This window comes from Hymenobacter aerilatus (genome assembly GCF_022921095.1).
Classification (GTDB): domain Bacteria; phylum Bacteroidota; class Bacteroidia; order Cytophagales; family Hymenobacteraceae; genus Hymenobacter; species Hymenobacter aerilatus.
This window is the reverse complement of record NZ_CP095053.1, coordinates 4,531,510-4,551,727: the sequence shown is the minus strand read 5'-3', so window position 1 is coordinate 4,551,727 and position 20,218 is coordinate 4,531,510. Positions and strand designations below refer to the sequence as shown.

At 56.1% G+C, this 20,218-nt stretch carries 25 protein-coding genes; 13 read left to right on the top strand and 12 right to left on the bottom strand.

Annotated features, from left to right (window positions below; genetic code table 11):
* Positions 1–12: 12 nt before the first annotated feature.
* The 6 genes from MUN82_RS19055 to MUN82_RS19030 form a co-directional block, all read right to left on the bottom strand.
* The gene (locus MUN82_RS19055; protein WP_245092952.1) at positions 13–522 is read right to left on the bottom strand and encodes a GNAT family N-acetyltransferase; all 510 of its coding nucleotides are present in this window, start codon (positions 520–522) and stop codon (positions 13–15) included.
* Positions 523–524: 2 nt separating this feature from the next.
* On the bottom strand, positions 525–1,724 hold the full coding sequence (locus MUN82_RS19050) for a transglutaminase domain-containing protein (RefSeq protein WP_245092950.1): 1,200 nt from the start codon (positions 1,722–1,724) through the stop codon (positions 525–527).
* A gap of 153 nt (positions 1,725–1,877) precedes the next feature.
* Entirely contained in the window at positions 1,878–2,870 is a 993-nt protein-coding gene (gene hemB, locus MUN82_RS19045; RefSeq protein WP_245092949.1) for a porphobilinogen synthase, read from the bottom strand.
* A gap of 81 nt (positions 2,871–2,951) precedes the next feature.
* On the bottom strand, positions 2,952–3,515 hold the full coding sequence (locus MUN82_RS19040) for a hypothetical protein (protein ID WP_245092948.1): 564 nt from the start codon (positions 3,513–3,515) through the stop codon (positions 2,952–2,954).
* 69 nt (positions 3,516–3,584) lie between these two features.
* Positions 3,585–4,823, bottom strand: a complete 1,239-nt coding sequence (gene rocD, locus MUN82_RS19035; protein WP_245092947.1) for an ornithine--oxo-acid transaminase — start codon at positions 4,821–4,823, stop codon at positions 3,585–3,587.
* Between the two features lie 63 nt (positions 4,824–4,886).
* Entirely contained in the window at positions 4,887–5,405 is a 519-nt protein-coding gene (locus MUN82_RS19030; RefSeq protein ID WP_245092946.1) for a DUF2314 domain-containing protein, read from the bottom strand.
* A gap of 110 nt (positions 5,406–5,515) precedes the next feature.
* On the opposite strand from MUN82_RS19030, the gene MUN82_RS19025 reads away from it, so the two are divergent.
* The 9 genes from MUN82_RS19025 (at position 5,516) to MUN82_RS18985 (ending at position 12,615) form a co-directional block, all read left to right on the top strand.
* A complete protein-coding gene (locus MUN82_RS19025; RefSeq protein ID WP_245092945.1) occupies positions 5,516–5,698 on the top strand; it encodes a C1orf53 family protein in 183 nt (60 codons plus the stop codon).
* A 97-nt stretch (positions 5,699–5,795) separates the two neighbouring features.
* Entirely contained in the window at positions 5,796–6,035 is a 240-nt protein-coding gene (gene rpmB / locus MUN82_RS19020) for a 50S ribosomal protein L28 (RefSeq protein WP_110976335.1), read from the top strand.
* Between the two features lie 168 nt (positions 6,036–6,203).
* Positions 6,204–6,386: a 50S ribosomal protein L33 gene (gene rpmG, locus MUN82_RS19015; RefSeq protein ID WP_045689232.1), complete on the top strand. Its 183-nt coding sequence runs from the start codon at positions 6,204–6,206 to the stop codon at positions 6,384–6,386.
* Between the two features lie 8 nt (positions 6,387–6,394).
* Positions 6,395–6,556, top strand: a complete 162-nt coding sequence (locus MUN82_RS19010; protein ID WP_185281705.1) for a DUF4295 domain-containing protein — start codon at positions 6,395–6,397, stop codon at positions 6,554–6,556.
* Positions 6,557–6,769: 213 nt separating this feature from the next.
* Complete coding sequence (ftsY, locus tag MUN82_RS19005; RefSeq protein ID WP_245092944.1) at positions 6,770–7,744, top strand: signal recognition particle-docking protein FtsY; 975 nt, start codon at positions 6,770–6,772, stop codon at positions 7,742–7,744.
* Positions 7,745–7,881: 137 nt separating this feature from the next.
* On the top strand, positions 7,882–9,195 hold the full coding sequence (gene rimO / locus MUN82_RS19000; RefSeq protein WP_245092942.1) for a 30S ribosomal protein S12 methylthiotransferase RimO: 1,314 nt from the start codon (positions 7,882–7,884) through the stop codon (positions 9,193–9,195).
* 203 nt (positions 9,196–9,398) lie between these two features.
* A complete protein-coding gene (locus MUN82_RS18995; protein ID WP_245092940.1) occupies positions 9,399–10,208 on the top strand; it encodes a phytanoyl-CoA dioxygenase family protein in 810 nt (269 codons plus the stop codon).
* 117 nt (positions 10,209–10,325) lie between these two features.
* Positions 10,326–11,906 (top strand): bacillithiol biosynthesis cysteine-adding enzyme BshC, encoded by a 1,581-nt coding sequence (gene bshC / locus MUN82_RS18990; RefSeq protein ID WP_245092938.1) that lies wholly within the window; start codon positions 10,326–10,328, stop codon positions 11,904–11,906.
* A 136-nt stretch (positions 11,907–12,042) separates the two neighbouring features.
* Complete coding sequence (locus tag MUN82_RS18985) at positions 12,043–12,615, top strand: 5-formyltetrahydrofolate cyclo-ligase (RefSeq protein ID WP_245092936.1); 573 nt, start codon at positions 12,043–12,045, stop codon at positions 12,613–12,615.
* 13 nt (positions 12,616–12,628) lie between these two features.
* Here the strand turns inward: MUN82_RS18985 and MUN82_RS18980 are convergent, their stop codons facing one another.
* On the bottom strand, positions 12,629–13,120 hold the full coding sequence (locus tag MUN82_RS18980; RefSeq protein ID WP_245092934.1) for a hypothetical protein: 492 nt from the start codon (positions 13,118–13,120) through the stop codon (positions 12,629–12,631).
* A 140-nt stretch (positions 13,121–13,260) separates the two neighbouring features.
* Here MUN82_RS18980 and MUN82_RS18975 point away from each other — a divergent pair, with 140 nt between their 5' ends.
* Positions 13,261–13,767, top strand: a complete 507-nt coding sequence (locus MUN82_RS18975) for an ExbD/TolR family protein (RefSeq protein ID WP_245092932.1) — start codon at positions 13,261–13,263, stop codon at positions 13,765–13,767.
* A 218-nt stretch (positions 13,768–13,985) separates the two neighbouring features.
* On the top strand, positions 13,986–14,522 hold the full coding sequence (locus MUN82_RS18970) for a biopolymer transporter ExbD (RefSeq protein WP_245092930.1): 537 nt from the start codon (positions 13,986–13,988) through the stop codon (positions 14,520–14,522).
* A gap of 21 nt (positions 14,523–14,543) precedes the next feature.
* Here MUN82_RS18970 and MUN82_RS18965 read toward each other — a convergent pair whose 3' ends face one another.
* The 4 genes from MUN82_RS18965 to mnmC2 are packed head-to-tail and all read right to left on the bottom strand — an operon-like array spanning position 14,544 to position 17,737.
* Positions 14,544–15,077 (bottom strand): GDYXXLXY domain-containing protein, encoded by a 534-nt coding sequence (locus MUN82_RS18965; protein ID WP_245092928.1) that lies wholly within the window; start codon positions 15,075–15,077, stop codon positions 14,544–14,546.
* Between the two features lie 4 nt (positions 15,078–15,081).
* Entirely contained in the window at positions 15,082–16,305 is a 1,224-nt protein-coding gene (locus MUN82_RS18960; RefSeq protein WP_245092927.1) for a DUF2157 domain-containing protein, read from the bottom strand.
* A 42-nt stretch (positions 16,306–16,347) separates the two neighbouring features.
* Positions 16,348–17,013 carry a hypothetical protein gene (locus tag MUN82_RS18955; RefSeq protein WP_245092926.1) on the bottom strand — a complete coding sequence of 222 codons (666 nt, stop codon included), beginning with the start codon at positions 17,011–17,013 and terminating at the stop codon, positions 16,348–16,350.
* Positions 17,014–17,044: 31 nt separating this feature from the next.
* Positions 17,045–17,737: a tRNA (5-methylaminomethyl-2-thiouridine)(34)-methyltransferase MnmC2 gene (gene mnmC2, locus MUN82_RS18950; protein WP_245092925.1), complete on the bottom strand. Its 693-nt coding sequence runs from the start codon at positions 17,735–17,737 to the stop codon at positions 17,045–17,047.
* A 139-nt stretch (positions 17,738–17,876) separates the two neighbouring features.
* On the opposite strand from mnmC2, the gene MUN82_RS18945 reads away from it, so the two are divergent.
* Together MUN82_RS18945 and MUN82_RS18940 are read left to right on the top strand one after the other, a co-directional pair.
* Positions 17,877–18,314: a thioesterase family protein gene (locus tag MUN82_RS18945; protein WP_245092923.1), complete on the top strand. Its 438-nt coding sequence runs from the start codon at positions 17,877–17,879 to the stop codon at positions 18,312–18,314.
* Entirely contained in the window at positions 18,307–18,933 is a 627-nt protein-coding gene (locus MUN82_RS18940; RefSeq protein WP_245092921.1) for a thiamine phosphate synthase, read from the top strand. The genes MUN82_RS18945 and MUN82_RS18940 overlap by 8 nt, the downstream gene beginning before the upstream one ends.
* A gap of 198 nt (positions 18,934–19,131) precedes the next feature.
* Here MUN82_RS18940 and moeB read toward each other — a convergent pair whose 3' ends face one another.
* Complete coding sequence (moeB, locus tag MUN82_RS18935) at positions 19,132–20,202, bottom strand: molybdopterin-synthase adenylyltransferase MoeB (RefSeq protein WP_245092919.1); 1,071 nt, start codon at positions 20,200–20,202, stop codon at positions 19,132–19,134.
* Positions 20,203–20,218: the final 16 nt, after the last annotated feature.

Below are 20,218 nucleotides of genomic sequence, written 5' to 3'. Positions count from 1 at the left end.
TTCACCAACTAGTTACCCTACCCACTTCTCATAGCAGAAAAACCGCAGCCCCGGCCGGAAAGCCAGTGTGATTTCGCCGGCGAAGCGGTAGCCCAGTTTGGGGAAGAGGCGCTGAGTAGCCTGGTTTTCGGAGTTGGTGTCTACACGTAGTACCCGCAGGCCTTGCTGCCGGGCCAGTTCCTCGGCTTTTTGCAGGAGCGCTACGGCCACGCCTCTACCCTGCGCGGCCGGGTCTACGGCCACACGGTGCGTTACGAGGGCAGGTTCTGTCACGTCCCAGTCGGCCTGGGCATACTCGGCATCTTGGTCGTTATGGGTAAGTGCGGCAATACCAGCCAGCTGCCCATCCAGCTCTACCAGCCACAGGTGCTGCCGGGCAATGTCCTGCCGAAATACTGCTTCGTTGGGGTAGGAATCTTCCCACTGAAAATTACCGGCCGCATTCATCAGCGGCACCACCCGACGAATGAGCGTGAGGATGGCCGGAATGTCATTGGGGGTAGCGAGGCGGAGATGCAGCATAGCTATTTAACTGGAATACCAAATACTGTGTAGCCACTGTAGAACAACGAGCGGCGCAGCAGCTTGCTGGTCGCGCAATATTTGTCTACAAAAGCCTGCTGCTCCAGTATCTTATCGGCAACATCCCGTATGTCCCGCTGCAATTGCTGTTGCAGCAACAGCAACGACTGATTTTGAGTATTGCTGCTATGCGCCATTACCGGCGCTAACAACCGCTGCGCCTGCTGAATATTCTGCGAGGGACTTAGCAGAATAGCTCTAATTTCCTCGTCGGTCTTCTTGGGTAGAAACTGCGCATTGCGGTACTCAATAAATGCGTTGAAGCCTCGCACTCCTTCATTGTAAAAATAAATAGCGCGGTTTCCATTGTCTACCACATAGTTGTTGATTATCTGCTGGTTGTAGGTCAGCATATTGTACACAACCGGGTCCTTAATGCCATTTGCCTGAATTCGACGACTTGCGTGCCGTAAGCGCGTCAGAGTATCCTGCTGCTGATAAAGCTGAATAGAATCAACAAAGCTAAACGCCGTCTTAAGGTTGGGGTTGCTGGCCTTGCCCATGCAGAACTGCGGATTGGTAATGGGATACGGCAATAGCTGCCACAGCGGGTCGAAGGGCATGTGGTTGCTGATGAGCTGCTGAGGCTGGGTTTTGAAGTACGCCTCATTGGTGCGTTGCACAAACTGCCCGGCACGTACGTAGCCCGCCCCCCAGGTAGGATCGAACAAGTACCACGTACCGTCGAGCCGAGCGGTACACCAGGCGTGCGGCACATAGTCGACGTAGCCGGCCTGTTTGGTGTAGCCAGAGATAGTATAGGCCGGCAAGCCAACCAACTGCGCTACTGTCGTGAACACCTCAGCGTAGTCCTGACAAATACCGGTGCGGGTGGCTAAAGTCTTCGTGATCAGCTCCTCTGTATTTGCGTAGAAGTTGATAGCTAGTCCTTTTTCTACATCGTAGCGCACATTGCGGGCTAGCCAGATGTAGATGGCGCGGGCTTTATCAGTGTCTGTCGAAAAGGTGGAGTTGATGTAGCGGGCCATGCTACGAGGCGAGCGGGCGGCCGTATCCGGAAGTAGCAGCGCTAGTTTATCCACTGCAGCATAGGGCGCAGGCACTGGTGTAGTGGCTACTTTCCCTTTTTGCTGTGCTAGGCCCGCCGTGGCCGTCAATAGCAGTAGCGAAAGGCTATACAAAAGAGTCAACGGGCAGTGTAAGCGTTCGAACATCGCACAGAATAGAGTAAAGAATAGCCCTTAAAGATATAGCCGTGGCTAGACTAGCACAAAAGCAAAAAGCGCACCCGAGGCGCGCTTTTAGTGAATTTGGCAGTAAACAAATGGAGGATCTTACCCACGCCGCAATACCTCAGCGGCTTCCTTAGCAAAGTAGGTTAGGATGGCGTCGGCGCCGGCGCGCTTGATACTCAGCAGCACTTCCATCATGGTTTTTTCGCCATCTACCCAGCCTTGCTGAGCGGCAGCTTTCACCATAGCGTACTCGCCCGACACGTTATAAGCCGTTACGGGTAGGGTGGTGTTATTGCGTACTTCCCGGATGATGTCGAGGTAGCTAAGGGCGGGCTTTACCATCACCATGTCGGCGCCTTCCTGCTCGTCGAGCACCAGCTCGCGCAGGGCCTCGCGGCGGTTGGCGGGGTTCATCTGGTACGTTTTCTTGTCGCCTTTTTTCGGCGCCGAGTCCAGCGCATCGCGGAAAGGACCGTAGAAAGCCGAGGCATATTTGGCCGTGTAGCTCATGATGCTCACGCTGCTAAATCCGTTCTTATCCAGCACCTCCCGAATCCAGGCTACGCGGCCATCCATCATATCGGAAGGCGCAATCACGTCGGCGCCGGCGCGGGCCTGGGCCAGGGCCATCTGGCCGAGCACTTCCAAGGTAGCGTCGTTGAGAATCTCACCCGACTCGGCGTCTACCACGCCATCGTGGCCGTCGCTGGAGTAAGGGTCCATCGCCACGTCGGTCATCAGCACTACTTCCGGAAACTGCCGCTTGATGTCGGCCACGGTGCGCAGGTATAGGCCGTTGGGGTTGGCCGACTCGCGGGCCAATCGGTCTTTCACGGCATCTTCCAGACCCGGAAATGGCGCAAAGCTCTTGATGCCCAGCTCCACACAGCGCCCAATTTCGTCGATCAGCCGGTCGGGCGAGTACCGATGAATACCCGGCATCGACTTCACTTCTATTTCTTTGTTCTGCCCGTCAATCACGAAGAGCGGATAGATGAAATCGTGTACTGAAAGGTTGGTTTCCTGCACCAAATCGCGAATTACCTGCGACTTGCGGTTGCGGCGCGGACGGTGCGTGGGGATGATAGACATGCGAAAACGAGGTTGGTACAATGGCAAATAACAGCCTACCGTCGGTAAAGTTCGCAGCTACATCACCACAACCAAGTTACGCTACAGTTGAAACAGCTCCTGAATGGTTTCTAACCACGCATGCGGCCCTAGCAACCCACGCATGAAAAAGTAGTAGCCGAACAGGCCTACCACAATACCAGTCAGGATGCCTAGCCCACCACCGATTAGCAGTCCACCCACAATGCCGGCAGCTACCAGTACCACACCCAGCACAATCAGCCAAGGGTTGCCTTCGGTTTCGTCCTGTGGCTGCCGCAAGCGAAATGGCTGCCGGTGCGCCCGCCGAATCTGCATGACTTCTTCTGCCTGCGTAGCTGGCCGGGCCAGCCGCATGGCGCGCGGCGTGCGGTTAATAGCCAGAAACTGCGCTGCGCCAGATATTTTTTGCCGGCTGCGTGTGCCTACGAGTGGTAGGGCCGTTGCCAGTAGTGTGGTGCTATCGTCGGCGGTGGCGGGGGCTACGGTAAAGGCAGAGTCAGTGGTAGATGGGCATGGTGAGGAGTAGGCCGTTGTTTCCGGCAGCAGCATTTTCTGCTCGCTCTGGCAACCGGCCAGTAAAAGCGCCGGTGCTAGCCCACAACCCCATAGATATGCCTTCATCATAAAGTAAGTAAACCGTCAGCGGCGACCCAAAGATACACAGACTGTAGCAGCCAAGAGGGCACAACCTGTTTAGAACGCTAAAATCACTTTTTCTATTACGTCGCAGGCTGCGTGTAGCTGCTTCTCCGAAATCACCAGCGGCGGCGCAAATCGGATGATGTCGCCATGCGTGGGCTTGGCCAGCACCCCGCGCTCCATCAGGCTTACGCACACGTCCCAGGCCGTGCGGCCGTCGGCAGTGGGACGTATCACCACGGCATTGAGCAGACCTTTACCGCGTACTTCCGTCACTACCTTGGGGCGTTGCTGTTGCACTTGGCGCATTCGCTCCCGAAAAATCTCTCCTAAGTGAGCGGCTTTTTCGGTGAGCTTTTCGTCGAGCAGCACGTCCAGTGCCGCCCGCAATACCACCGATGCCAATGGGTTGCCACCAAAGGTAGAGCCATGCTGACCGGGCTGAATGGTGAGCATCACCGCGTCGTCGGCCAACACTGCCGATACAGGAAGCACGCCCCCACTCAGAGCCTTGCCCAGCACCAGCACATCGGCACGCACATCTTCGTAATGAGTAGCTAGCAGCTTGCCCGTGCGACCCAGTCCGGTCTGAATCTCGTCGGCAATAAATAGCACGTTGTGCTTGTGGCACAGCTCGTATGCCTTCTTCAGGTAGCCCTCCGATGGCACCACTACTCCTGCTTCGCCCTGAATAGGCTCTACCAAAAATGCACACACATGGCGGTTTTCCACCGCTTCGGCCAGCGCATCTAAGTCGTCGTAGGGTACTACTTGATAGCCGGGCACGTAGGGGCCAAAGCCGCCAGTACTGTCGGGGTCGGTAGAAAAGGAGATGATGCCCGTGGTACGACCGTGAAAGTTGTGCTCGGCCACCACGATAACAGCCTCATTGGGGGCAATGCCTTTCTGCTGGTAGCCCCACTTGCGCGCCAGCTTTAGGGCAGTTTCTACGGCCTCAGCCCCGGAGTTCATCAGCAGAGCTTTGTCGTAGCCAAACAGCTCACACAGTTGTTTTTCGGCTTCGCCTAGCTGGTCGTTGAAAAAGGCCCGCGACGTGAGCGTGAGTCGCTTAGCCTGCGCCGTGAGGGCGCCAATGATGCGGGGGTGACAGTGCCCCTGGTTCACCGCCGAGTAGGCCGACAGGAAATCGTAGTACTCCTTGCCCTCCACGTCCCACAGCCGCGCCCCTTCGCCCCGTGTGAGTACTACAGGCAATGGGTGGTAATTGTGGGCACCGTACTGGTCTTCGAGCTGCATCAGCTCCTGGCTGCGGGTGGTGGAGGTCGTGGTCATGGGTAGAAATCAGGTGGTTATCAACATACGGTATCCGGGTCGCAATGGCTTTAGGTTACGTGGCTACCGGGGTAGGGAATCTAATAGCTTCCCCACAAAATTACCCTCCTCGCTGCCGTCGGGTAGGGAGATGGTCCAGTCTAGCACAGCTTTTTCGGGAAAGGTAATCTGCTGGCCTTGCGCAAAACTTTGCACCGTGAGCAGCTCGTTGGCGATGATACCGTGTACCACAGTGCCCGACCACTCCCGCACGCGGATGAATACCTGCTCAAAGGTGCCGTTGGCGTCGTACAGGCGAGTGGTCAGAAACAGCACCTGCTCCTCGGGTAGTCCCGCCTGAAAGCGCTTTTTCACGCCGGGCAGCGTAGTGCGGGCTTGCTTCACGGCGCTAGCAATCTGGGTATCCAGCTCACGCAGCCGTTTGGCTGCATCAGCAGAGGCAAAGGCCAGCGGCTGGTCGGTAGGTGCGTGGGCCGATACTGGCGCGTGGTTCGTGGGCTTTTGCTGGGCCCACGCCACGGGTGCAATTCCCCCCAACAATCCACTTAACAGCGCAAAACGAAATAGGATGGGTGCGGTCATGTACAATGAAAAACGTCTTTATCTGGCTTACAACACCTCTACTTAGAAGCATACGCTAAACAGAAGTGGCTATAGCCCCGGGCCGGTGGGCGTCGTATCTTTGCTGGCAGATGCCTACTACACCCCTACCCCTACAGCCCGGCGACTACTACTTTACGCCCGAAGGCCTGATGGTGTTTACAGAACAGTATCACCGACGGCGCGGCACCTGCTGCAAAAGCTGTTGCCGGCACTGCCCCTGGGGCTATGGCCGTGGGAAAACGCTGCCCGCCACGGGCACTTCTGGTAGCTAACCATCTATTTTTCAGCGCTCCGGTTTGCTTTTCTCGGATAAATACCGATCTTTGCGTCCCTTTTTCTGACATAGAAACCTCTAAGTTCCTCAATATCATGGCCCGAGTTTGTGATCTGACCGGCAAGCGTACCCGTGTGGGTAACAACGTTTCGCACGCCAACAACAAGACCAAGCGTAAGTTCTACCCCAACCTGCAAAAGAAGCGCTTCTACATTCCGGAGCAAGACGCTTGGGTTACGCTGAAAGTAGCGGCTTCTACCATCCGCACGATCAACAAGAACGGCATCATGTCGGTGCTGAAGAAGGCCAAGGAGCAAGGCTTCATCGTTTACTAGCTTTATCAGCGGCTGCTACGTACCCGTTGCGGGTGCCCGACTGCGGGACTTGTGATGGGTAGGCCACCCCGGAATTAAACAAAGGCTATATTTCTTATAGTCTGAGTGTTTGACAATTCCGGAAAAGGCAGTACCTTTGCAGTCCTTAATCCAAAAACAACAGTCGAGATGGCTAAAAAAGGAAACCGGGTGCAGGTAATCCTGGAGTGCACCGAGCACAAGAACTCGGGTCAGCCGGGCACCTCGCGCTACATTACCACGAAGAATCGTAAGAATACCCCCGAGCGCATCGAGCTGAAAAAGTTCAACCCCGTGCTCAAGAAGATGACCGTTCACAAGGAAATCAAATAACCTGAGCAATGGCTAAGAAAGTAGTAGCAACCCTGAAAGTATCGGGCGGTAAAGACTGGGCGAAAGTGATTCGCGCTGTAAAATCCCCCAAAACTGGTGCCTATACCTTCCGCGAAGAGATGGTGCTGGTTGACAAAGTGCAGGAGTATCTGGCTTCGGGCACCAAGTAATTTGGCGCCATTCGTGGCTACCCAACCAACGTGAAGAAGTCCCGCCAACCGTGGGACTTTTTTGCGTGTTAGGGTCTTGGGGACTTAGGGTCTTGGGGTCTTAGGTTCTCTACTGATGGGCTTGCGGCATCATACCACATGACCGCAGCGCGGCGTATCAGTCAGCCCTACCCCATTCCAATACCCCAAGACCCTAAGACCCCAAGACCCCCTATGGGACTTTTCGACTTTTTCAAAAAGGATAAAGAGAGCAAAGAGCAGCAGCAGGCGCTGGACGAAGGGTTGCAAAAGACCAAAACCAGCTTCTTCGACCAGCTCAGCAAGGCCGTGGTGGGCAAAAGCACCGTGGACGAAGCCGTGCTCGACGATTTGGAAACGCTGCTGGTGCACGCCGATGTGGGTATCGACACCACCGTGAAGGTGATTGACCGTATCGAAAAGCGCGTGGCTCGCGACAAGTACGTGAGTACCGGCGACCTGGACCGCATTCTGCGCGAGGAGATTGCCGGGTTGCTGATCAATAATAAGTCTGGTTCCCTTGCGCTGCTCGACCGCCCTGACAACACCGGCCAGCCCTATGTGATTATGGTGGTGGGCGTGAACGGGGTAGGCAAAACCACGACTATTGGCAAGTTGGCTCACCGTTTTCATAGCGCCGGCAAGAAGGTGGTACTAGGCGCCGCTGACACGTTCCGGGCTGCCGCCGTCGATCAGCTCATTATTTGGGGCGAGCGGGTAGGCGTACCGGTAATTTCGCATGGTATGAACACCGACCCCGCCTCCGTGGCCTACGACGCCGTGAAGAAAGGCGTGGACATGCAGGCCGATGTGGTGATTATTGACACCGCGGGCCGCTTGCACAATAAGGTGAACCTGATGAACGAGCTGAGTAAGATCAAGCGTGTGATGCAGAAGGTGATTCCCGATGCGCCCCACGAGGTTCTGCTTGTGCTCGACGGCAGCACCGGCCAAAATGCCTTTTTGCAAGCCAAGGAGTTCACCAAAGCCACCGAGGTATCGGCCCTGGCCATCACCAAGCTCGACGGCACGGCCAAGGGCGGCGTGGTGATTGGCATTTCTGACCAGTTGAACGTGCCGGTGCGCTATATCGGGGTAGGCGAGAAGATGACGGATTTGCAGCTGTTCGACAAGCACACCTACGTCAACTCGCTGTTTAGTAAGAAGTAACCTTTTTAGTTTGTCGTCCTGAGCTTGCGAAGGACCTTCTCACGCTGGAACGAAACCCGCGGTTGGTTTGTCGTTCAACCTCCATCGTTCTGGGGTGAGAAGGTCCTTCGCAAGCTCAGGATGACAACCTGTTCTATATGAAAGTAAGAGGCCAGAAAGCCAATAAGGTCAACGTTATTACGCTGGGTTGCTCCAAGAACCTGGTCGACTCGGAGGTGCTGATGGGGCAGTTGCGCGCCAACCAGTTTGACGTGACGCACGAGGCGGAAACCAACGATGCCAACATCGTAATTGTGAATACCTGCGGCTTTATCGATAATGCCAAGCAGGAAAGCATCGACACCATTCTGCGCTACGCCGACGAGAAGGAAGCTGGCCGCTTAGATAAGCTCTACGTGATGGGCTGCCTCTCGCAGCGCTACAAGGACGAGCTGGAGACCGAAATTCCGCAGGTAGACGCCTACTTTGGTACGCTGGAGATGCCCCAGCTGATGAAGAAGCTGGAAGCTAACTATCAGCACGAGCTAGTGGGTGAGCGGCTGATTACCACGCCGTCGCACTATGCCTACTTCAAGATTGCCGAGGGCTGCAACCGTCCGTGTTCGTTCTGCGCCATTCCGCTGATGCGCGGCAAGCACACCGACCGCTCTATTGAGGACCTGGTGCGCGAGGCAAAGCGCCTGGCCAGCATGGGTACCAAGGAGCTAATTCTGATTGCCCAGGACCTGACTTACTACGGCCTGCAAGCCTACGGCGAGCGGAAACTGCCCGACTTGCTTCGCCATCTCTCTGACGTAGAAGGCATTGAGTGGATTCGGATGCAGTACGCCTACCCCTCGCAGTTCCCGATGGAGGCTCTGACGGTGATGGCCGAACGCGAGAATATCTGCAAGTACCTGGATATGCCCTTGCAGCATATTTCGGATAATATGCTGAAAACCATGCGGCGCGGCATTAGCAAGCGCCGTACTATCGAGCTGGTAGACACCATGCGCCAGCGCGTGCCGGATATAGCCCTGCGCACTACCCTTATTGCCGGTCACCCCGGCGAAACCCAGCAGGACTTCGAGGAGCTGTACCAATGGGTGGAAGAAACGAAGTTCGACCGCCTGGGCATCTTCACTTACTCACACGAGGAGAGCACGCACGCATACACTTTGGAAGACAACGTGCCCGCCGAGGTGAAGCAGGACCGTGCCGACCAGATTATGGAGCTGCAACAGGGCATTTCGCTGGAGCTGAACGAGCAGAAAGTAGGCAACACCTACAAGGTGTTGTTCGACCGTAAGGAGAGCGGTTACTTCGTGGGCCGTACCCAGTACGACTCACCCGAAGTAGACAACGAAGTGCTGGTGCCCGCCACCAAAGACACCCACGTGCGCCTCGGCGACTTTGCCATGGTACAGATCAACGAAGCCTCCGACTTTGACTTGTACGGTACGTTGGTGTAGCGAAATCTGCTACTTATTAAAAAAAGCCCTGTTCTGGTTATACCAGGGCAGGGCTTTTTGCTGCGATGCAGGTAGGGTAGGTATCTTATGTTTCGTACGCTCAGAGCAACGTAACTCTACTCCTAGTTACTGAAACGCGTTGGTTCAGTATTTTTGGCTTATCTCACAGAGCCAACTACGCCTATCCTATAGCAACCCGTTCTATGCCCATCCGAATTCAGCAACAGACAGTAGATTATCAAATAGAAGGCATCAGCCACCCTGCCGACGACCGGGTGCTCCTTGCCGACGATACGGACCTAACCGCCGGGCAGCCCTGGAGTGCGGCTGGCTACGTGGTGGCACCATTGCTGACGGCCGCCGAAAACGCTACGCTGCGCGAGGGCCTGGCCGAGAAAGTGCGCGCTGCCCTGCGCGTCGTTGGTTGCCATGTGGCTACTGATTGGCCAGTGGCGCAGTATCATCAGGTGATTGGCGACGACCAGGCGCGACACCTAGCGGTGGTACAGCACACCAAGGAATATCCTTTAGAAGCGCTGCCCCTACCCGTGGCGCTGCTCGAAGCGCGTGTGAGTGCCTTATGTGGCCGTGCTGTGCGCGTCCACAATCCGCACACTGGCTACGAAGGTTTTCATCTGCGTCTGGCCCGGCCGGGCCGTACCGACAATAATCCTCTGCACCGCGACGTGTGGCTGGACCGCCTGCGCGACGGCATCAACATCTACTTCCCGGTGGCGGGTAGCACCTCAGATTCTTCGCTGACGCTGGTGCCGGGCAGCCACTGGTGGCCCGAGAGCCGCACCGAGCGCACAGCGGGCGGCGCTGTATACAACGGCACCACTTACAGTGTGCCTGCGCTGAAAGACGCTGTCGAGCCACTGGAACTGGTGCGGCCTAACCCCGGCCCCGATGAAGTGCTCTTATTCTCGCCCTACCTGCTGCACGGCGGAGCGCTGAATCTGAACGCTGATGCCACGCGTATTTCGCTGGAAATGCGGTTTTGGGCGGTGTAGAGCGCACAGTAACGGTAGGCGAGGTGTTTGGCTGCAACTGCCGCACGGCCGCCGAGCAAAAAATTGCCAGTTACTTTGTGGCCGTTGGCTGGTTATAGCCGAATGACATCCCTCTGTATGCCCGTCACGACCCTATCCTACGCCGACACCGGCGCTTTTTCCAAGCTGCTGCTTGACTACCTGAGCCAGCACGAAGTGCTGACGCCGTTCTACCACCGCTTCCCGACGCTGGATGCTTTCGCCGCGCAAATCGACGAGAAGCAGGCCGCCTACCCTGCCCAGAACCGGCAGCAGTTGGTAGAAGCCTTGCGGGCGCAGTATGAGGGCCTGGACGTACACCCGGCTGTGCAGGACAACCTCGACCTGCTCGAAAAAGACACCACCTTCACTATCACCACCGGCCACCAGCTCAATCTGTTGACCGGGCCGCTGTATTTCATCTACAAGATTATAACGGCCGTGAAGCTCAGCCGGCAGCTGAAGGAGCAGTACCCGCAGTACGACTTTGTGCCGGTATACTGGATGGCTACCGAAGATCATGACTTCGCCGAAATCAATCATTTTCAGCTATTCGGCAAGAAATACGAGTGGCAGGCTGCCGAAACCGGCGGCCCAGTAGGACGCCTGCCGCTGGAAGGCTTACAAGAGCAGTTGCTTGATCAGCTACCCGCCGACGTACCCGCCTTGTTCCGCGAAGCCTACCAGCAGGCCCCTACCCTTGCTGATGCTACCCGCCGCCTTACGCACGCGCTGTTTGGTGAGTTTGGCCTGGTAAGCCTTGATGCTGATACGCCCGCGCTGAAGCATGCCTTGGTGCCGGTGCTGGAAAAGGAAATTCAGTCCCAGGCCTCGCACCGCGCTGTGCAGGCCACCAATGCCAACCTGGAAGCTGCCGGCTACGCGCCGCAGGTGTATTCGCGCCCACTCAATCTGTTTTTCCTGACCGACGATGGCAAGCGCGAGCGGCTGGAAGCCGACGAGGCCCGTGGCTGCGTAGCCGTGCTGAACACCGACCGATGTTACGGCCAGAAAGAGCTGCTTGACCTAGCCCGCCAGCAGCCAGAGCGGTTCAGCCCGAATGTGGTGTTGCGGCCGTTGTATCAGGAAATCCTACTGCCCAACCTGTGCTACATCGGCGGGGGCGCGGAGGTGGCGTATTGGTTTCAACTGAAGCAGGTGTTTGCCGAGTACCAGGTACCCTACCCTATGGTGCTGCTGCGCAACTCGGGGCTATACATCAGCAAGGCCAATGCGGGCAAGATGCGTAAGCTGGGCCTGAGCGCCGCGGAGCTATTTCGGCCGCTGCCCGAGCTGAAACAGCAGGTAGGCGTCGCCCTGGGCCAGGAAGAAGTAAACCTGAAAGAGCAGCAGCAGGCCCTAGCCGCCGTGTTCGAGCAGGTGCAAGCGCTGGCCCAACGCCTCGACCCTACCCTAGTGAAAGCCGTGGCCGCCGAGGGTAGCAAAGCCGCCGGCACGCTAGCCGGCCTGGAAAAACGCCTCAATAAAGCCGCCGAAGCCAAGCACGAAACTGCCTACTCCCAGCTCAGCGCTCTCAAGGACAAGCTCTTCCCCGACGGCAGCCTACAGGAGCGTACCGACAACCTGCTGAGCGTTTACATCAACAATCCGCAGTTTTTGCAGCAGCTGCTAGAGGCATTCGAGCCGCTGGCGCTGGAGTTTACGGTGGTAGAGGAGTAGTGTCATTCTGAGCATGTTGCGCATCAAGCAAGGACGAGGAATCTGAGTAGCCCACATTGTCTGATTCTCGCAGTGTTTCGCCGTGGATAGCACAGAGGTTCGCAGAGGACTAATGCATAATTAGCTATACCAACTTATGCATAAAGCAGAGCTTCGCCGGCAGATGTTGGCGCTACGGCGGGCCCTGCCCGCAACAGAGGTATCCCGCCGTAGCACAGCACTACTTAGGCAGTTACAGCAACACTTCGAGGTAGTGCAGTGGCGCTGGGTGCACGTATTTCTACCCGCTGCCCGGCAGCAGGAGCCGGATACGTGGCCTATCATTCAGTGGCTGTGGGCCGAGCACCCAACCGCGCAGGTAGCCGTGCCGGTAGTGCAGGCCGATGGCATTACGCTACGCCACTATCACCTCACACCCGAAACGCACCTGGTAGAAAGCCGCTGGGGCATTCCTGAACCGACGGGCGCTACAGAGGTAGCATCCGCCGCTTTCGATGCGGTGCTGCTCCCCCTTCTTGCCTTTGATGAGCGGGGCCACCGGGTAGGCTACGGCAAAGGCTTCTACGACCGTTTCCTGACCGAGTGCCGCTCCGAAACCCTTTGCATCGGCCTGAGTCTGGAGCCACCGGTACCGCAGATTACAGACGTATGGCTCGGCGACGTGCCCTTGCACGCCTGCCTCACACCGGAGCGGGTGTGGTGGTTCTAACTGAAATAACGAACTATGCTTTCTGCCTTGCTTGCAGTTTGCCGAAAGCGACGCTGGCCCAAATAGTAATGAGCAGAAAGATAATTTGTGCTGCACGCACTAGATAATCCCAAGTTTGTGAGGGTTCTGGTAGAGGGGGTTGCACGACATCTTGCTTGGATGCTTCTAAAGGTGGATAGATAGTCCAACCGACATTTTGCATGGAGGCTACTAGAATTGCAGCGTCGGTAGTGAATAACACTAATAAGGCAGCACACACTCCAACTGCTAAAAGAAGCCAGCGGTTACTAGTGGCTCGCCAACGTATCATGTCTAGCAAACAAACTGCTAAGAGACAGACAACGAAAAAGCTAATTTGTCCAAGATAAGTGGACACAACAAAGTAGGTGTTATGCAATTGAATATCCAGTGTCTTTTGCCATAGTACCTCGAAACCGAATACAGCGCTGAATAATGCTATTGATAGAAATAACGCAATACCGACGCGATAGAATAGAGTAAGCATAAAGCTATGACTTGTTGATAGAAGGTAGTGCAGAAAATTAGGTATCAATTTACTATACGAGATTATATATATCAGCAGCAATACAACACATATTCATAGCGTTAGCTGAATACCTATTCAACTAACGCTATTCTAATACCATGGCCGACATCCAAACAGCCGCCCCCGCTCAACAAGGTAAGCCCCGCGCCAAGAAAATGGCCTTTCGCCTCGATATGACGCCAATGGTGGATCTGGCGTTTCTGTTGCTCACCTTCTTCATGCTGACCAGCACCTTCAGCAAGTCTATCATTATGGAACTGGCCATGCCGGTAAAAGGGCCGGGCACAGATACACCTGCCAGCAAAGCACTTACGCTGATTTTGGGCAAGCACAACCAAGTGCATTACTTCTACGGCGTGAATGAAACCGGCACCGCCCCTACCCTGCACACCACCGACTACAGCGCCCGCGGCCTCCGGCAGGTGTTACTAGACCTGCAACACCGGCAGAATGGCGCCGTGGTACTCATCAAATCTGAGCAGGAATCGACCTACGGCAACTTAGTAGATGCCTTGGATGAGATGAATATCACCAGCCAGAAGAAATACGCCCTGGTCGACCTCGACCGCAACGACCGGGCGCTGCTGCAGCGGAATGGGCTGTAGATCGAAGGAAAAGGTAGTAGCTGGAATAATTAATCCGCTTGTAATTCACTGTTTGCAGCTATCAAACTACATAAACCAAATTGCGGAGCAGCCGCGTAGCGGCCCAAGGTTTGTAGAAAATGAGTAGCGCCGGCACGACGCGCCGCGTAGCGTATCGGTGTCAGAACAGGTAGGCCATTTCTTGCACCGCTATGCGGTGCGGTCTCCTTTTTCCGCTCATGCTACAAACCTTGAGCCGCTACGCGGCTACTACGCAACTTGAGTTAGTATATATGAAAAGGCGACGTTTATCTACAAACCATCGGAAAATTCGATTGGACATGACCGCTATGGTCGGGCTTGCTTTTTTATTATTAGCCTTTTTCCTACTTAACCAACATATAACTAAACCAAGTATCAGACAACTTAATATGCCTGCCAAACGCCATGACGGCGAGGAGCAAAACGACTTTTGGCATCCTGACCTTATTACACTAATTTTAAGTAAATCCGGTAGCGTATATTACTATTACGGCTTACCTGATACAACAAATGTTACCACTATTTACAGTGCTGCCCTGCATTCTTCCGAACTACACCAAGTATTACTTGATCATAATGCACACGCACTGATTTTTATAAAAAACACGTCTACTGCTACGTATCGAGATTTAGTTGCCATTTTAGATGAGATGCATAAAACGCAGCAAAGACGTTACGTCTTAGCTGATATGATACCCGAAGACTATGCTTTACTGGCACAAAACGACCTGTAGGTCATAGGCGCATTGCGTACTCTACGGTAACACCTCAGCCTCCGTAATGCGCGCTTGGCCCCAAGGGGCAATGCTCACGTGTACCAGCAGCGCGTGCGGGCCTTTCTTGTTCAGCGCTTTTACCTGACTTTCCGGCGCATAGTACCGTTCCAGACCATAGCGTAGGCGAAGGGTGCGCCGACTGCTGCCCACCACCCAACCGCGCAGAATTACCTGATCGGAGGGTAGGGCACGGGGCTCTTGCTCGTACACGCGCACGGCGGCGTATGCGTTGCCCTGGGCACGCAGAGCCACATACACGGGCTGACGGCGGCGCGGCTCCTTAGCCTCTTGCCACAGCGAGAGAGGCAAATAGGTGATGCCGTAGGTCAGGCGTAGGTGGTCGCGCTCCAGCAGGTCGCGGGGGTTGACGGGAGCCGTGCGCAGCTGCACTGTGCGGCCGTAGGCGGTGGTGGCATACCCGGCCGCTGCCACGGCCGCAATAAACAGCAGCTGCGCACCTACTAGCAGCACCAGCCACACCCGACGATTGGCAGGGGTAGGAAGAACAGCCATGCGATTACGGGTTAGGGGTGGAAGCGTCTGGCGCAGCAGTTTGCACGGCCCGCCGGCGCAAATACCAGCTTAGGCCAAGTAGCAAAATGCCTCCGAGCAGGAAAAACAACGATTTGTTCATGAAGCCCCACGTGAGCCGGAAGTAGGCCACGGCGGTGGTCAGAATAAACAATACGGTACCCAGCGTCACGCGGTCGGGGTTTTGCTCCTGGTGGGCGCGCCACAGCAACGTGCCGGTATAGGCATAGAGCACGACCAAGGCCGCCACGGCCAGTGGCAGCCCGGCCGGCAGGTAGAAGCCGGGGAGCAGTAGTAGCCAATCAGTGGCGCTGCTGAGGCGGCCCCGCGCCTTTTTGCCTGCCAGGGAGAGGACTAGCACCGCCCCTAGTGCCACCAGGTAGGCTAGCAGCGGAGGTTGCAAGCGGTCGGTGTAGCTTCCGGCCTCTCCGAAAATAGCTAAGCCCAGCATAAACAGGAATGCCGCCACTAGCGGTGGCCCCTGCAACGCCCGACCGGCCGGGCGGTCGGCTTGCCAGTCGCCGAAGGCGTAGATGAGCATAGCCGCCACAAAAAACCAGGTGATTTTGATGTGCAGCACGCCGATGAGCAAGCCCGCTTGCCACAGCAGGCCGGTAGCTAGCACAGCACCTAGTAGCGCATCGGGGTAGCGCCACCAATAGTAACCGAGGGTGAGGGCCGTAAACACGGCCGTTGCGTAGCTGAAGGCACCTAGCGCCTCGGTGTTGTAGCCCTGCACAATGCCGCCGATGGCTACCGTCATCACAAACAGCAGGCGCGAGCGGTAGAGGTAAGTAAGCCCTACCCCCGCCACGCCCCAGGCTACTAGGCCTGTCACGTCGTAGCCGATGAGCTGGAACATCTGACTGGTGAGGATGATGCTAGTGCCGAACAAAATCAGCCCCAGTCCTACCAGGCCCATGCCCAGCTGCGTGTTGCCGCGCCGCCGAAAATACTCGCCCGCCGCGTAGCTCCCCGCCACCGAGCCCAGCAGAATCCCGAAGCGCACCAGCAGCGGCAGGTCCTGCCAGTTGGCGGCAATCAGACTCAGGGCGCTCAGCAGCACTAGCAGGCTTCCTAGTAGTGGCAATAGGCCAATAGCTTTATCATCAACAGGATACAACGCCAGTAGCCGCTGTTCCTGCTCGGCAGTAATAATACCCTGCTCCACCCATTTCGGGCCTTCGACTTCAATAATCTTACGACTCATAGCTTCTGCAATATGGGCAGAATGGATAAAAGGACGTTGTACTTAGAAATTATCACTGTTCCTAAATTTCAATACCGTCCACCCTATAAAACTCAAAATTGAAATTACTATAATTATTATACCCTGCTTTCGATTAGAAGGCACGTAACCATATATCCTTTCTCCGTTGGGCAACGTTTTTTTATGATGAAATAAATGCCATCCTATGAACAAGCCTATAAATCCTCCCGCCAAGGCGAATATATATCCTATGAAGATCCACGACATCGAGCTTTCTTCTGGTTTTGCCAGCTCGTTCATCCTAATTTCTTTTAATGACTGAATAAGCGCATCATTCACCAACTCTCCTCTATTGCTAAGTATTTTTTGTGCTAGTAGATAATCCAGTTTGCTCCATTCATCCGATTTAGTAATAACTTCATAGAGCTCCTGATTGGTAAAAGTAAATAGGTAGTGACTTTCATCTACACTATCTACTACACTCGAATACATATTTTCTTGAAGCACATTAGCGGCCTCAAAATCTTGTTTCTTTAGTTTAATCCTGAATTCTTTGTTCTGCTCGTTATTAGCAAACGTTGGATCAAATGCGAGCGAATAATCTTCTAATTTGTACTTGACATTTTCTTTGTCAAAGAATTCACAGAGCACCAGCGCTTCATTGAGGCTATTAAATCTACGATAGGTTACGTATTGTCCTTCTGACATATATGGTATATTATATGGAGTCGAAAATAGTCTAGCTAACAGGTACAGTAAAATCCTTCCGCGCCCGCGTCATCTCGCGCTTACCTACTGGCCCCGGTAGCTTCTCTACTAGCCACCCGGCCGCTTTCAGGCTGCGGCGGAAGCTACCCTTGGCGCAGTAGCTGGTGAGCAGGGCGCCCGGCGCGGCGGCTTCGTAGAGCTGAGCAAATACCGCGTCGGTCCACATATCAGGCTGCTTCTCGGGGGCGAAGGCGTCGAAGTAGATGACATGGTAGTGGTTGGCGGGTAGGGCAGTGTGTTGCAGCTCACCGGTGATTTTGCGCAGCAGAAACCGCGGCAGCAGGGGCACGGCCTCATCCCAGGCCGCCGCGTGTAGTTGGTTGAAATACTCCAGGAGTTCCGGATTCAGCAAGTAACGTTCGGGGTGCAAGTCGGCCACCACGGCGGGGGGTAGAGGGTACTTCTCGATGGTATCGTAGGCCAGAGCCACGGAGGCCGTAAGGCTACGTTGCAGCGTCAGGATGGCGTTGAGACCGGTACCGAAGCCGATTTCCAGTATTCGCGTGGTATCGGTGGCAGCAGCCAGAATAGGTTCCAGAGCCGCTTGCAGGTACACGTGCTGAGCTTCTTGCACGGCGCCGTGGGTGGAGTGGTAGTGCTCGTCTAGCGCCGGCACGTAGAGCGTGCTGGAACCGTCGGCGGTGGGGCGAACTTCTACTTGCATCTGAAGTTTGGTTATTTGCTGCTGGTTTTTGGTCGGACATTATTCTGACCATGTTGCGTATCACGCAAGGGAGGGAATCTCACTTAGAAAGGTCCAACGGAACAAATAACCAAAAACCGCCAACCAAAACCCAACGCCTATGCCCCGTGTCAAAGTAGAGTTGCCCGACGCTTACCTGCTCACCGTGGAGCTACCCATCCGCATCACCGATTTGAACTACGGCGCCCACCTCGGCAACGATGCCCTACTCAGCCTGTTGCACGAAGCGCGGGTGCAGTTCTTGCAGTTTTTGGGTCAGCCGGAATACGACCCCGCCACGCAGCAAGGCTTCATCATGGCCGACGTGGCAGTGGAATACAAGGGCGAAGGCTTCTACGGCGACACGCTACAACTGCAACTCGCTGCCTCTGATGTGCATAAGTACGGCTTCGATGTGGTGTATTTGGTAAAAAACCAGCACGGCAAGGAAATAGCCCGCGCCAAAACCGGTATGCTCAGCTTTGACTATACCACCCGCAAGCTGCGTCCCCTACCCGAAGCTGTCCTCAGAAAGCTGGCGCCACACCCCCATGCATAAGGCCGAAGGTAGTAGCCCGTTCCGCCTCATCCTGATTTCGCCGCCTACCACCACAGCCGCGGAGGCACCTATACTGCAGTGCTTGTTTGAAGCTGGTTTACAGACCTTTCACCTGCGCAAACCCGGCGCCTCCGCAGCGGAAGTAGAAGCCTATCTGCAAGCGATGCCGCAGCAATACCATAGGCGCATCGTGCTACACGGGCACTATGAACTAGCGCAGCATTACTCGATAGGCGGGCTGCACCTACCGGCCGCGGCCCGAACTACCTGGGCTGCGCAGGCACACCTACGGCAACCGGTCCACAGCCTTTCTACCTCTTTTCACAGCCTGACTGAGCTTCGCCGGCACCGCCGCCGGTATGAATACGTGTTTTTGAGTCCGATTTTCGATAGCATCAGCAAGCAGGACTACGGGCAGGCGTTTGCGCTGGCGGAGGTACAGCAGGAGCTACAGCGGCTACAGCAACGCAGGCACTACGCGCCGCAGGTGGTAGCGCTGGGCGGCATCACAGCGGATACGATAGCGCAGGTGCGGGCGGCAGGTTTTGCCGGAGCCGCCGTGCTCGGCAGCGTGTGGCAGGCAGCTGATCCGGTGGCAGCGTTGCGGCAGTTGCTGTAACATGGTACTGGCGCGGGGCTGTGCCCCGTGCCGATTATGCGCAGGCCTCTGGCCTGCTGTCGTCCGCGCCACCAGGAGTATTGTTCTAGCGGTGCAAGCCAGAGGCCTGCGACTAGTCGGCACGGGGCACAGCCCCGCGCCATTTAATGTCCTACTCTAATTTGCTAAAGTAGAAGGCAACAAAGTTTACTGGTGTCCCTACCAATCCTGCAGCCCGTTGCGCAGCGAGGTTACTTGCTGGAAGCCGTGCGAGAGCAGCAGCTCGGCGGCCTGGCGGCTGCGCTTGCCACTGGCGCAGTGCACCACTATAGGTACTGCGGGGTCGAGGGTAGAGAGGGCGTCGGCGAGCTGGCCCAGCGGAATCAGGCGGCCGCCAATGTGACGGGCGGCGTATTCGTGCGGCTCGCGCACGTCTAGGAGCTGGAGTGGCTCCTGGGCTTGCAGCTTCTGGCGTAGCTCGTCGGCGCTGATTTCAGGAACGGCATCAGTGGGGGCGTCGCCGCAGAACTGGTCGTAGTCAATCAAGCCGGTGAGTTGCTGATTACCCGGCACGGCCTGAAAGCGCAGGGTACGGAACTGCATATACAGCGCGTCAAACACCAACAGCCGCCCGCTGAGCACCTCCCCTACCCCCAGCACCACCTTGAGTGCCTCCGAGGCTTGTAGCGTGCCGATGATGCCCGGCAGCACGCCCAACACCCCGATTTCGTTGCAGCTCGGCGCCTCGCCGGGGCCGGGTGGCTGCGCAAACAGGCAGCGGTAGGTAGGCCCGCCCTGGTAGTTGAACACCGACACCTGTCCTTCAAACTTGAAAATGGCCCCAAACACCAGCGGCTTGCCCAACAGCACGCACGCATCGCTCACCAAATAACGCGTGGCAAAGTTGTCGGTGCAGTCTACCACCACGTCATAATCGGTCATGATTTCCAGCGCATTCGCCGCCGACAAACGCACCCGAAGCGGCTGCACCGTAACGAGCGGATTTTGCGCTCGTAGCTTCTCGGCGGCGGCTTCGGCTTTGGGGCGGCCTACGTCGGCGGTGGCGTAGAGCACCTGGCGTTGCAGGTTGGTTTCGTCTACCGTATCGTGGTCGAGCAGGCCGAGGGTGCCTACCCCGGCCGCGGCCAGGTATTGCAGCACCGGGCAGCCCAGGCCGCCGCAGCCTACTACCAACACACGGGCAGCCTTCAGCTTCTCCTGGCCCTCAGAGCCAATTTCGGGTAGGCGCAGGTGACGGTCGTAGCGGCGGGTTTCGGCGGAGGTGAGCATGGGTAGTAAACGCGCG